Annotated in this window: 12 protein-coding genes; all 12 read left to right on the top strand. The window is 32.0% G+C overall.

The window, feature by feature from the left end; genetic code table 11:
- Window positions 1-219: 219 nt before the first annotated feature.
- The 12 genes from JCM14822_RS02260 to JCM14822_RS02205 all read left to right on the top strand — a co-directional run bounded on the left by JCM14822_RS02260 (window position 220) and on the right by JCM14822_RS02205 (window position 11,725).
- The gene (locus JCM14822_RS02260) at window positions 220-843 is read left to right on the top strand and encodes a glycoside hydrolase family 11 protein (protein WP_054739261.1); all 624 of its coding nucleotides are present in this window, start codon (window positions 220-222) and stop codon (window positions 841-843) included.
- Window positions 844-970: 127 nt separating this feature from the next.
- A complete protein-coding gene (locus JCM14822_RS02255) occupies window positions 971-1,771 on the top strand; it encodes a formylglycine-generating enzyme family protein (protein ID WP_054739260.1) in 801 nt (266 codons plus the stop codon).
- A gap of 418 nt (window positions 1,772-2,189) precedes the next feature.
- Entirely contained in the window at window positions 2,190-2,684 is a 495-nt protein-coding gene (locus tag JCM14822_RS02250) for a GspE/PulE/PilB domain-containing protein (protein ID WP_054739259.1), read from the top strand.
- A gap of 50 nt (window positions 2,685-2,734) precedes the next feature.
- Window positions 2,735-3,724 carry a GspE/PulE family protein gene (locus JCM14822_RS02245; protein ID WP_054739258.1) on the top strand — a complete coding sequence of 330 codons (990 nt, stop codon included), beginning with the start codon at window positions 2,735-2,737 and terminating at the stop codon, window positions 3,722-3,724.
- Between the two features lie 15 nt (window positions 3,725-3,739).
- Window positions 3,740-4,804 (top strand): type IV pilus twitching motility protein PilT, encoded by a 1,065-nt coding sequence (locus JCM14822_RS02240; RefSeq protein WP_054739257.1) that lies wholly within the window; start codon window positions 3,740-3,742, stop codon window positions 4,802-4,804.
- A 10-nt stretch (window positions 4,805-4,814) separates the two neighbouring features.
- On the top strand, window positions 4,815-5,891 hold the full coding sequence (locus JCM14822_RS02235; RefSeq protein ID WP_054739255.1) for a type II secretion system F family protein: 1,077 nt from the start codon (window positions 4,815-4,817) through the stop codon (window positions 5,889-5,891).
- A 38-nt stretch (window positions 5,892-5,929) separates the two neighbouring features.
- Window positions 5,930-6,394, top strand: a complete 465-nt coding sequence (locus JCM14822_RS02230; RefSeq protein ID WP_054739254.1) for a type II secretion system protein — start codon at window positions 5,930-5,932, stop codon at window positions 6,392-6,394.
- A gap of 30 nt (window positions 6,395-6,424) precedes the next feature.
- Window positions 6,425-7,039 carry a prepilin peptidase gene (locus JCM14822_RS02225; protein WP_054739252.1) on the top strand — a complete coding sequence of 205 codons (615 nt, stop codon included), beginning with the start codon at window positions 6,425-6,427 and terminating at the stop codon, window positions 7,037-7,039.
- 64 nt (window positions 7,040-7,103) lie between these two features.
- Entirely contained in the window at window positions 7,104-7,670 is a 567-nt protein-coding gene (locus JCM14822_RS02220; protein ID WP_054739250.1) for a PulJ/GspJ family protein, read from the top strand.
- A 23-nt stretch (window positions 7,671-7,693) separates the two neighbouring features.
- On the top strand, window positions 7,694-9,367 hold the full coding sequence (gene pilM / locus JCM14822_RS02215; RefSeq protein WP_054739248.1) for a pilus assembly protein PilM: 1,674 nt from the start codon (window positions 7,694-7,696) through the stop codon (window positions 9,365-9,367).
- Between the two features lie 13 nt (window positions 9,368-9,380).
- Window positions 9,381-10,547 carry a hypothetical protein gene (locus JCM14822_RS02210; protein ID WP_054739246.1) on the top strand — a complete coding sequence of 389 codons (1,167 nt, stop codon included), beginning with the start codon at window positions 9,381-9,383 and terminating at the stop codon, window positions 10,545-10,547.
- A gap of 23 nt (window positions 10,548-10,570) precedes the next feature.
- Entirely contained in the window at window positions 10,571-11,725 is a 1,155-nt protein-coding gene (locus JCM14822_RS02205; protein WP_054739244.1) for a hypothetical protein, read from the top strand.
- The last annotated feature ends 2 nt before the right edge of the window (window positions 11,726-11,727 follow it).

The raw sequence follows: 11,727 nt of genomic DNA, 5'->3' as shown, positions 1-11,727 counted from the left end.
TATACTAGGTGTAAATAATGTGTGAATAAACAAATGAAGTTGTAATAAATTAAAAATAGATGAATATATTTATAACAGGTTGAAGTTTAAAAAAATGAAAAGTATTTTTACTTTAGATAAAATACCTTTATTTAAGGTGTTATTAAAGTTAAATTCTCTAAATAATATTTAAATAATGTGTAGGTAAGTTTAAATCTATATATTATGGGGGGATTTATCATGTCTAAATTACGTAAAAAACTATTAACTGTATTTTGTATAGCTACAATGGCATTAGCAACTAATGTCCAAGCAACAGATTATTGGCAGAACTGGACAGATGGTGGTGGATATGTCAATGCAGTAAATGGGCAAGGTGGTAACTACAGCGTATCATGGAGTAATTGTGGAAATTTCGTTGTTGGTAAAGGATGGAATTATGGAACCCCTAATAGGGTAGTAGGATATAATGCTGGTGCATTCCAACCATCTGGAAATGGTTATTTATCATTTTATGGTTGGACAAGAAATTCACTTATTGAATATTATATTGTAGATACTTGGGGAACATATAGACCAACTGGTACTTATAAGGGTTCTGTGTATAGTGATGGTGGCAACTATGATATTTATACAACAATGCGATACAATCAGCCTTCAATTGATGGTACACAAACATTTCAACAATATTGGAGTGTAAGACAATCTAAGAGACCAACAGGTACAAATTCTCAAATTACATTCCAAAATCATGTTAATGCTTGGCAAAGATGTGGTATGTACCTTGGAAGTAATTGGTCATATCAAGCTTTATGTGTAGAAGGTTATCAAAGCAGTGGATATGCAAATGTAACAGTTTGGTAAGCATTTTTTTAATACATATGTATTAAAGAAATTTTGGATTTAAAAATTTAATAAATCAAAACTTACCTGCATATTATTTAGATATTATTTAGTAACTAATTTATAGATAAAAGAAGAGGTATAGAAGATGAACAAAAAACTATTATTATTAGTGAGCATCGGATTAACTTTAATTGGGTGCGTTAATAAACCAAATGAAGAATTTGTACTTATAAAAGGAGATAATAATATAACTGATTTTTATATAAGCACCCATGAAGTGACACAAAAACAGTGGCAGACAGTTATGGGAACAAATCCTTCTCAGTTTAAAGGTAAAGATTTACCTGTAGAAATGGTAAGTTGGTATGACAGTGTGACGTACTGTAATTTAAGAAGTCTTAAGGAAGGTTTAGAACCTTATTACAATATTGATCAAGAAACTTTTGATAGTGAAAATATATGTGAGTATGATAATCAAAAATGGACAGTTACGATTAATCAACAAGCAAATGGCTATCGTTTGCCAACTGTAGAGGAATGGGAATATGCAGCAAGTGGCGGCAGTCAAAGTAAAGGAACTAAATTTAGTGGTAGTGAAAATGCAGATGAAGTTGCTTGGCATTGGCAAAATGCAGGAAATCAGTATTTAGAAGGGGATTGGAATTGGAATAAGATCGAAAGTAATAATAATAAAACACATCCTATCAAAGCGAAGAAGCCAAATGAGCTAGGATTATATGATATGTCTGGAAATGTAAGAGAATGGTGTTTTGACTGGTATGCAGATATTGAAAATCCTACTGGAATCTATAGAGCTTGGAAGGGTGGTGGTATTATCGGTGATGTAAGATGTTGTGAAACTAACTATAGAGGGAAATTTGAACCAACTGGTGTAGGAAATGATCAAGGACTAAGAGTGTGTAAAAATAAATTGAATTACAATTAAGGGACTTAGAAGAGTCACTACAGTCTGTAGACAATTAACTTTTCTGTAATCTTTTAATAGCCTAGAAATAGAAAATAAGGGTAAAAGGAGGCTTAAATAGCTCTTTTTACCCTTATTTTAATGGGTTTCATTGAATAATCTTCACTTAATTGATGAAATTATTTTCAAAAAATTCGTTTGTCAACAATCTGAAGGGGCTTAGAAGAGTCCCTATTTTTTATGCAAAAAGTTATTATATACTTAATAAAATTTTAATTACTTATTGAAATATGAATAATATAAAGAAAAAATGTAAATTATTGAGAAAATGGTATTGTAAAATATTTGTAAAAGCTTATAATATATTACAAGAAGAATTTGGAAATATAAAATAATTTAGGCTATTACTAATAAATAATGAATTGTAAGGAGGTTATAAATGAACGAAGAAAATAGTAAAACAAGTTATAGTGGTTTAAATGTGCAAGAAATAAATTTAGAGCAAGAGATGATTGATTTAGAAAGTGTTACTAAAGTACCAGAATTTTTGGCAAGAAAGCATAAAATGATTGCATTTGAAAAGTTTGATAATAAGCTTAAAGTGGCCATGTTAGATCCGTTTAATATATATGCATTAGATGACCTTCGTCTTAGTACCAATATGGAAATCATACCTGTTCGCGCCTCAGAAAAAAACATTCAGTATATGATAGAACAATTTTATTCATTTATACAAACCAAAAACATTGTGAATCAATTTGAAAAGGAAATACGGGATGAAACAGTAGCACATATGGAATATAAAATAGAAGATAAAGAAGTTAGTGCCTCTATGAAACTTATTCATAATCTGTTGGAACGTTGTGTTTTAAATGAGGCTTCAGATATGCATATTGAGCCGTTTGAAAAGGGTGCGCGTATTCGTTATAGATAGATGGATATCTCAGGAAAATTACTGAAGTTAAGAACGAGACATTAGAGAATATGACACGATGTATTAAGGTCTTAGCGAATTTAGATATTGCGGAAAAAAGATTACCACAAGATGGACGTATATTTCAAGAAATAAATGGGAAGCAAGTTGACCTTAGAGTAAGTATTTTACCAACTGTTCATGGTGAGAAAACAGTCATAAGATTTATTTATCGTAATCATAGAGGCTTTACGCTTTCTGAGATAGGTTTTAAAGAGGAAGACTATATAAAAATCAAACAGTTACTTAAGAATCCTTATGGTATTATTTTATTAACGGGGCCTACTGGAAGTGGAAAATCTACAACATTAGCGGCGTCTTTGAAATGGTTAAATCATGAAAGCATTAATATGATTACAGTAGAGGATCCAGTGGAAAATGTAATAGAAGGGATTAGTCAAGTGGCAGTTAATACGAAAATAGGATTGGATTTTAGTAAAGTTTTGCGTGCTATATTACGACAAGATCCTGATGTACTTATGATTGGAGAAATGCGAGATGAAGAAACGGCAGGTATTGCTATACGTGCAGCAATTACAGGGCATTTAGTATTGAGTACTTTGCATACTAATAATGCAATTAGTTCGATTCCTAGATTGATTGATATGGGGGTTGAAGATTATATGGTTGCAGCGGCAGTAAAAGGGGTTATTTCGCAGCGGCTTATACGTAGGCTTTGTCCAGTATGTCGTAAGAAACATCAAGTGACTGCAACTGAAGCAATTATTTATAAGGTGCCAGAAGGCATAATGGTTTATAAACCTAAAGGATGTAAAGCGTGCAATCACATAGGTTATAAGGGGAGAATGGCAATTTATGAAATTTTAATGATTAGCCAAAAGCTTCAGGAAATGATTGCTAAAGGTGAGAGGGATACTGAAATTCTTCAAAGAATAGCAGAAGAAGAAGGTATGCACACTTTGTGGCAAAACGCCTATGAGCATGTTTTAAATGGTGATACAAGCATGGAAGAAATGTTAAGGGTAACTTATAAGCAGTAAAAGTGAGGAAATAGGATGTATATTAATTATTTATTGGAAGAAGTCATCTCTAGGAAGGGATCAGATTTACATCTCATAGTAGATAATATACCAACAATGCGGCTTAATGGTAAATTGATAAAATTAGGATTATCATCTATTACTAAAGAAGAAATGATGCAGTATGTTAAAATGCTCCTTAGAGACAATCAGCAGCTTATTCAGAAGCTGAGTGAAGAAGGCGAAGTGGATTTCGCTTACATGTTAAAAACTAAGGCACGTTTTAGAGTAAATATATTTAAACAAAAAGGGTGTTATAGTATTGCATTAAGATTTATTCAATATGAAATTCCTTCTATGAAAGCACTAGGTTTACCTTATGAAACGCTTGAGACTTTGTTGGAAAACACAGGCTTAATACTTGTTACGGGCCCAACAGGAAGTGGAAAATCTACTACACTCGCTAGTATGGTGGATTATATTAATGGAGCTAAGGAAAAACACATTTTAACGTTGGAAGAACCTGTTGAATTCTTGCACACATCTAAGAAAAGTATTTTAAATCAAAGGGAAATAGGGGTGGATTGCCTAAATTTCGCAAGCGGCGTGAGAGCCGCCTTAAGGGAAGACCCAGATGTTATATTATTAGGAGAAATAAGAGATTTGGAAACGATGAGGATTGCTTTATTAGCTGCTCAAACAGGGCATTTGGTACTTAGTACTTTGCATACTATAGGCGCCCAGCAAACTGTAGAACGTGTCATAGGTATGTTTCCGCCTCATGAGCAAAAGCAGATATGTGTACAGTTTGCAAGTGTATTAAAAGGAATTATTTCGCAGCAGCTTTTAGAAAGTAGTGATACATTGGGCCGTGAGGTGGCAGTAGAGCTTATGATTAATAATGATGCCATTAAAAATCTTATTCGTGAGGGAAAAGTATATCAAATTTATTCAGTGCTTCAAACAAGTTTAGGGCAAGGTATGTTGACCATGGAAGAATCACTTATAAGGCTTTGCAAGTCAAATAAAATAACATTAGATACAGCTAGAAACTACAGTTTAAAAAATGATATATTGAATCGTCAAATGAATTTGATATAAGGAGTAGAAGATGTTGGAGCTAAAAATAGAGGAAAAAAGGGTTGTCTTAAAAGAAAAGCTTCCTTTAAAAGAAATTAACTTGTTTTGTAAGCAGTTTTTAGCTATGCTACAAGCTGGCGTGCATATTACGAAGGCTTTAGAAATTTGCATAGAAAGCTGTGGGGATAAAGGAATGAAAGTAAGTTTAAATCAGATTTATGCAGCTTTAATGAATGGATATAGTTTTTCTGAAGCGATGGATGAAACTAATGTCTTTCCAAGGCTTTTAGTAAGTATGATTGCATGTGGCGAAGCTTCTGGTAATATGTGTGGGAGTTTGAAGGAAGTAATTATGCATTTTGAGCAGCAATTAGAGATGCACAGCAAGATTAAAAAGGCTTTGATTTATCCAATGATCGTAGTAGGAGCTGTTGTAATTGTAACAATCATTTTAATGATAAAGGTTATTCCTAATTTTATGTTGTTACTAACAGAAACTGGAGCAGAAATTCCTAGAACAACGCAAATAGTTATAGCTGTAAGTGAGTTTTTTGTGAAGTATGGTATAGAAATAGGGATAGCATTGTGCGTGTGTTTAACCATAGGCTATTTGTTTGCTAAAAGTAAGCAAGGTAAAGTGATTTTAGATAGTCTTAGCTTAAAATTACCTATTATAGGATGTTTAAATAAAAAAATAATAACTGTAAATTTTGCAAATACAATGTCTATGTTAATTGCTGCGGGTGTTCCAATTTTGCAAGCTATGGAAATGACTAAGAAGGTCATTAAAAATAATGTGATGCAAAATGAGTTGGAAAATGCAATTCATTATTTACATCAGGGAAGTAGTTTGCATAATGCATTGCAAGGAGGTAGCGTGTGTCCATCTATGCTTATTCAAATGATTTATATTGGTGAAGAAATAGGCGAAGTGGATGAAATGTTAAGGAAAATCGGAATGTATTTTAAAGAAGAAGTGGATGCACAAATGATGCAGTGCATTATTTTAATTGAACCAACTTTGACATTAATACTTGCAGTACTTATAGGTGGTATGATGTTAGCCATTATGCAGCCTATATTTTCAGCAGCTACAGCAATTATATAGCATAAGTAATTTAAGAAATATAGTTTAGGAGTAGTGGTATGAGAAGTGGAAAAAATGAATATGGGTTTTCGCTACTAGAATTGATTGTGGTGCTAGCCATTATGGCAATTTTAGGGGCGACATTAGTACCACAATTTACGACCATATCTGCAAGAGCAAGGCTGACATCAGATGTTACAACAGTTAAGGCCTTACAGCAGCAGATAGATTTATATAAGGCAGATGTAGGTATTGAACCAGGAAAAATTAAAAAGGGAAGTCCGTTAGACCAATCAGTAATTGAAGCTTTAAAAGAAGAAGATTTTTTAGATGATAAGTATTTAAAGAATAATATGATTATCATTCAAACAGATGGGGCCATGTGCATGTATTCTGATGAATTAAGACATTTTGTGTTAGTTGTGAATGAGACTGTTTATAATCGGTTAAGAACGAGCGATCCTAATAAAGAATTTTGGATTGTAAAATCAGGTGAAAAAGGTGTTACGTTACCTAAATCATAGCTTATTAGAATGTTTAGAGGAGGAGTGAAAGTGGTTGGACTTATAGTGCTAGGAATAATAAGTGGTTGTTTTTTAAATATTTGCATGATGAGGGTTATAAAGCAAATGGAAGGTCGTGTTATTCAAAAGAAACAATGTTTATGGGGCTTTATAGCAATAGAAATAGGAATATTTTTAATGGGGACACTTTGTTATAAACAATATGGTATATCCTTTATGATGTGGATGAATATGAGTTTTTGGTGTGTACTTATGCTATTAATATGTGTAGACTTAAAGTTTATGATTTTACCAACTTCTATTATTTTAATAGGTAGTGGAATAGGTGTTGGATTTAAAGCTGCTTTAAGTCTTATGCTTTATGATTGGTTTTATTTGTGGGACTGTATTGTAGCGGGCATTTTAGGCTATGGTTTCTTTTATGTAATTTATATGTGGTTTCTTAAAGTAAGAAAAATAGAGGGTTTAGGTTTTGGAGATGTACGTATTATGGGGATGTTAGGAATTTATGTGGGAATTGAAAAATTAATTATTATGTTACTGATAGCAAGTGTAATGGCATTAATAGTAGGAACTATTTTATATATTATACGTAGGAAAAGTGAGGCTTATCCTTTTGGACCTTGGCTATGTGGTGCACGATGATTATGATTTTATGGGGAGAACAGATTATGCAGTTTTATAAAAACATGGTGGGTATTTAAACAAGATGAAACATACTAAGGTGAGCGATTTAGGATATAGTTTGTTGGAAACAGTTATGGTTATTTTACTGTCAGCTTATTTGTTTCAGAGTATATTGGGATTCTTTTATGAAAGTTGTAGAGATGTAGAAAATTTTCAAAGAAAGAATATGTATGATACTGAGGCAAGGGTTGTAAGTCAGTTTATAAGGGATGAGATTAGGAATGCAGAAGAAATTGAGTTTATAGTAGCTACTGTAAAAGGACAACAAGTAGTTAAGCCGCATAGAAATTTAGAAGATTGCCCTATAGAAGGAAAACTAAAAGAGATGCGGATTTATTCAGCGGATGGTATGCAAGGACGCATTAAGTTAAATACCAATAGTAATAAGAATGAGGGAAAATATAGCTTGCTATATAGAGCTGATAATAGTGTGACACAAAATTTAATTAGTGATATGGTGGATGCAATTGATATAGCATGGAATTACAATACTGATTATGTAGAAGTTACATGTTATATAGGCAGTCAAGAGGAAACGGCATTAAAAACAAAAATTAAAGTGGATGAGTCATTAAAGTATAAGAGGTAAAAGGTATTTTGAGGAGGGGCATAATGGGCGAATGGATTATGGGAATAGAATTTGGAAGCTATTATATTAAAATCATTGAAGGATTTAAAACATCTCAAAATCTTAAGATTAGGAAATTTTCTTTAATCAAGATGCCTGAAGGAAGTATAAAAGATGGGGATGTTCAAAATATAGAGCTTGTTAAAAATCTTTTACTAAGAGAAATAAAACTAAAAGGGTATAAGGCCAAGAAAGTAGTTGCAGTAGTTAGTGGAAAAGAGATGATTGTACGAGATATAAAGATAGGTAAAATGTCAGATCGGATGATTAAAGCAGCTTTACAAAAGCATACAACGCAGTACTTACCCATGAAAAAAGGCGATTATCAAATTGATTATAAGATTTTAAATGGAGTAAGGGAAGAAGAACTTGAAATACGTATTGTAGCAATGCCTAGACAGAATATATGTAATATAACAGAAATCATGAAAACTATAAAGAAAGAACTTGTATTTCTAACAGTACCTTCTGAAGCATTAGAGTTTGTATTTGGAAAGAATGGTTATATTGCCTACGAGCAAGATGAAAATATAATGATCATAGATGTTGGAAACGAAACAACTATTATGACTATTATTTCAAAAGGCAGTACTGTGCTGACAAGACAGATAGACTTTGGGATAGTACATATCCATAAAAGAACTTATGAATATGACAACTATGGTACAGATCAAGAAAAGAAAATGGAAGACGACGTATTAAGTACAATGATATTAGAGCAGATTCAGGAAAATATTATTGTAGAAATGGAGCGGCTCTTGCAGTTCTATGAGAGTAATTTTTCTAAAGGGCCTATTAAAACGATTTATTTAATAGGTGGGGGCAGTATGCTAAAAGGTATTAGATCATATATACATGATGTTTTTAAAATTCCTGTAGAAAAAATAAGTAGCTTAAATAAGGTGGAGGAAGCAACTAATATCATATTGATGCCATATAAACATCTACTTATTAATATATTGGGGGTAATGAATGGTTATAATAGTCGTTTGAGAAGGCAGAAAAAACAAATTAATTTATTGCTAGAACAATATAGTTATAAGCAGCAATATAAAAGATGGAAACGTATAATTGTTATAGCTGGCTTAGTAGAAAGTTTAATTTTTTGTGCTGTTTTTATTATAAATCCTGTAGTGCAATTACAGAAGGCACAGGAGCGATTAAAAGTTGTAGAGGAAAAAATAGAAGGACCTAAGTATAGAAAAATAAAAGAAATTATGCAAGGGTTGAATGATGGGCGTATAAACTTAGAAAAATGGGAAAGACAGTATAATGTGTTAAAAGGTACAGCTTTTATTAGTGAACGTGTTTTGGATAGTTTTATAACATGTGTTCCTAAAGGTGTAACGATTGATACATTAAACCTAAATCAATCGGGAGATACGTATGAAGTAACTATAGAGGGTAATGCTTTGTATTATAAGATGATTAGTCAGTATATGGATATGTTACAGAATAATTATGGGCGTGAAAATATAAAGTTAACAATTAATAATGAGGATGAAATCGGGCAGAAGCAAATGAACTATACATTGAAAATAATGCCACACATAAGTCGTATTGAAAATGATGGGGAACTGTTTGAAGAAGAAAGCTTAGATGAAGAAGATGAAATGCAGCAAGAAATGCTATTTGAAGAAGGTAAAGAAGAAAGTTAAAAGGGGATTTATAATGAAAAAAAATTCAGTAATGATGGAACAAAAAATAGGAATGAGTATATTGTGCATTATTTTAATTTTGCAAAGCTATTATATGATGCAAAGATATCCTAAGCTCAAGCAGTGTATAGCTGATCAAAATGAAAGTATTGCAACAGGTGAAAGTAAATTACAGGAATTAAATGAAGGACTAGGGAAAATACAGCAGCTACAGTTACAGTTGGAGGTAATGCAGACGAAGGAAGCGGCGCTTCAAAGTAGCATACCAGAAGAGGATACAATGGTATTGCAAATGTATACCTTAAATCAATATATGAAATTAAATGGCTTATATCAGTTTAAGATTACAGATGAAGGAAGAGAAGTTTATAAAGGAGATGTTGGGAATATTATTAAACAATATTATATATTAGACTTTATAAGCTCATATGATGAAGCAAAGACTTTTATTAGAAATTTAAATAATGCCCGGGAAATGATAACGATTCAAAACGTGATGTTAACAAATCAAGTTCAAGAAATAAACGATAAAGATGAGATGAAGGTTTTGCAAGAACACTTTGGAAAAGATTTATCAGAAGTTGTACAAACACAGTTAAGGTTAGTAATGTATACACAAGAAGGTAAAACAGAAAAAGATAGAAGTGAAACACAGGGGGTTATTCATAATGAAGCTCCTTTTACGAATGTTTATAATAAAGATATGAATGAAAAAAGTGATAGAGTAGATGAAAGTATTGAAGTAAGTCAAGAAATATTTGATGAAGAAAGTGGAAGAGATATTTTTGAAATTACTTTAGTAGATCTCTTTACGTCTGGTGAAACGTATAAATTAAGTGGACCAGGTGAAAAGCACGCAGGACTTATTTCCAAGGAAAATATTTATATGACACTTAAAATAGACCAAGTAGGTTATAGCATAAAGATAGAAGACGAAAAAGGGAATGTTAAGCAAGACTCCTGCACGATACAAGTGAAAAAGCCTATACTTTATCTTGAGTCTACTATGCGGCAAATTCAAGAAGTAATGCCGCAAATATATATCTATATTTATAATGATTTAGAAGAGGATTTAGAGGTGAAGTTGAATGGAAGTTTGCTAGAAAATGTCCATATTTACAATGAATTTGAAGAAGAGCTTTCAAAGGGAGAATCAAAAGGGAGTATAAAAATAAGTTAAGGGCATAAATAGGATGTGATAGTATGAGAAAATCCATAGGGAAAAAACTAAAAAATAAAGGTTTTACTTATACAGAGTTTGTCATAAGTTTGGCATTAGTTACTTTAGTAATTGCTCCTATTTGTATGAGTTTTGTAATAAACCGTAAGATATATGCAGCATCAAATGCAGTAGAAAAAGGCGTGTATTATACAGAGGCATTAATGGCAAATGTTAAGGAGCAATTAGAGGAAGAGGTATGCCTTAAAAGGCAAAAAGAAAATATACAAATTGAAGTATATCCTGATTCGAAATTAAGCAGAAGTATTCAAGATTGGCTAGAGAATACTGAAAATATAGGGAATAGATTAAGGTTAGAGTCGTTTCTTGTGCATAGGACAATGGAAGAGTTAGAAAAAGATTATGAAATACAACGTTATGCATATGAAGTCATGATTTGGCCCTTAAAAGAATGGAAAGAAGAAAAGACAGCCGTATGTGATAAGGCGCAGTTATCAAAGGGGATTAGTTTTTATTCGGATATAAATGAGGTCTTTGATACAGTGCAAGAACAAGAAGAGAAGGCTATTAGTAAGGTAATAGAAAAATATGAAGGCAAAAGGAATTCTAAAGAGCCTACGGATAAGCAGGTTATTACATTAACGGCAAACGACCTAGAACAAGCAGATAGATTTAATGAAGTAAGTCGGTTAGAAGTCGTAAATAATTTCAAAGATGGGCAAAGTAAGGTTAAACCAATTATATTAAGAGATGCAAAAGGAAAGATTGAAGGATTAAGATATATTATTACATCTTCTAAAAAAGAGAATAGGCCGGGCATTATTGAAGTTAATGTGAATGGCCTTTTAAGAAAAATCAATAAGGCAAAGAATCAGATAGAGCTTAATCAAGAGATTAAGACATTTGTGTTACAGTTTGAGAATGAAACATCAAATGAGCAAACAATACGTATTATCAGGGATGCCCTAGAAGGGGTAGATACATTGACGGAAATTGATGAAAAAATTAAGGTCAGTGTGTTGAATAATGAAAATGGAAAAATTAATTTGGTTAGGACGACGTCTAATAGTCGAAATGATGATTTTATTATTATGGTTACTACAAGAGAAAAATCACCTATTATAGGAAAAAAAGGAAAGTTGATTAAAAGGATGATTGATTTTTATATTGGGGAGTAGAT

Source organism: Cellulosilyticum ruminicola JCM 14822, from assembly GCF_001311925.1.
GTDB lineage: Bacteria > Bacillota > Clostridia > Lachnospirales > Cellulosilyticaceae > Cellulosilyticum > Cellulosilyticum ruminicola.
Note: the sequence above shows the minus strand (reverse complement) of the source record. Positions and strands in the feature narration are given on the sequence as shown.

Excerpts from the sequence above, each read along its gene's own strand:
- pilM (WP_054739248.1), top strand. The coding sequence starts at position 7,694 with ATGGGCGAATGGATTATGGGAATAGAATTTGGAAGCTATTATATTAAA.
- JCM14822_RS02260 (WP_054739261.1), top strand. The coding sequence starts at position 220 with ATGTCTAAATTACGTAAAAAACTATTAACTGTATTTTGTATAGCTACA.
- JCM14822_RS02220 (WP_054739250.1), top strand. The coding sequence starts at position 7,104 with ATGAAACATACTAAGGTGAGCGATTTAGGATATAGTTTGTTGGAAACA.
- JCM14822_RS02255 (WP_054739260.1), top strand. The coding sequence starts at position 971 with ATGAACAAAAAACTATTATTATTAGTGAGCATCGGATTAACTTTAATT.
- JCM14822_RS02250 (WP_054739259.1), top strand. The coding sequence starts at position 2,190 with ATGAACGAAGAAAATAGTAAAACAAGTTATAGTGGTTTAAATGTGCAA.
- JCM14822_RS02240 (WP_054739257.1), top strand. The coding sequence starts at position 3,740 with ATGTATATTAATTATTTATTGGAAGAAGTCATCTCTAGGAAGGGATCA.
- JCM14822_RS02245 (WP_054739258.1), top strand. The coding sequence starts at position 2,735 with ATGACACGATGTATTAAGGTCTTAGCGAATTTAGATATTGCGGAAAAA.
- JCM14822_RS02235 (WP_054739255.1), top strand. The coding sequence starts at position 4,815 with ATGTTGGAGCTAAAAATAGAGGAAAAAAGGGTTGTCTTAAAAGAAAAG.
- JCM14822_RS02205 (WP_054739244.1), top strand. The coding sequence starts at position 10,571 with ATGAGAAAATCCATAGGGAAAAAACTAAAAAATAAAGGTTTTACTTAT.
- JCM14822_RS02230 (WP_054739254.1), top strand. The coding sequence starts at position 5,930 with ATGAGAAGTGGAAAAAATGAATATGGGTTTTCGCTACTAGAATTGATT.
- JCM14822_RS02210 (WP_054739246.1), top strand. The coding sequence starts at position 9,381 with ATGAAAAAAAATTCAGTAATGATGGAACAAAAAATAGGAATGAGTATA.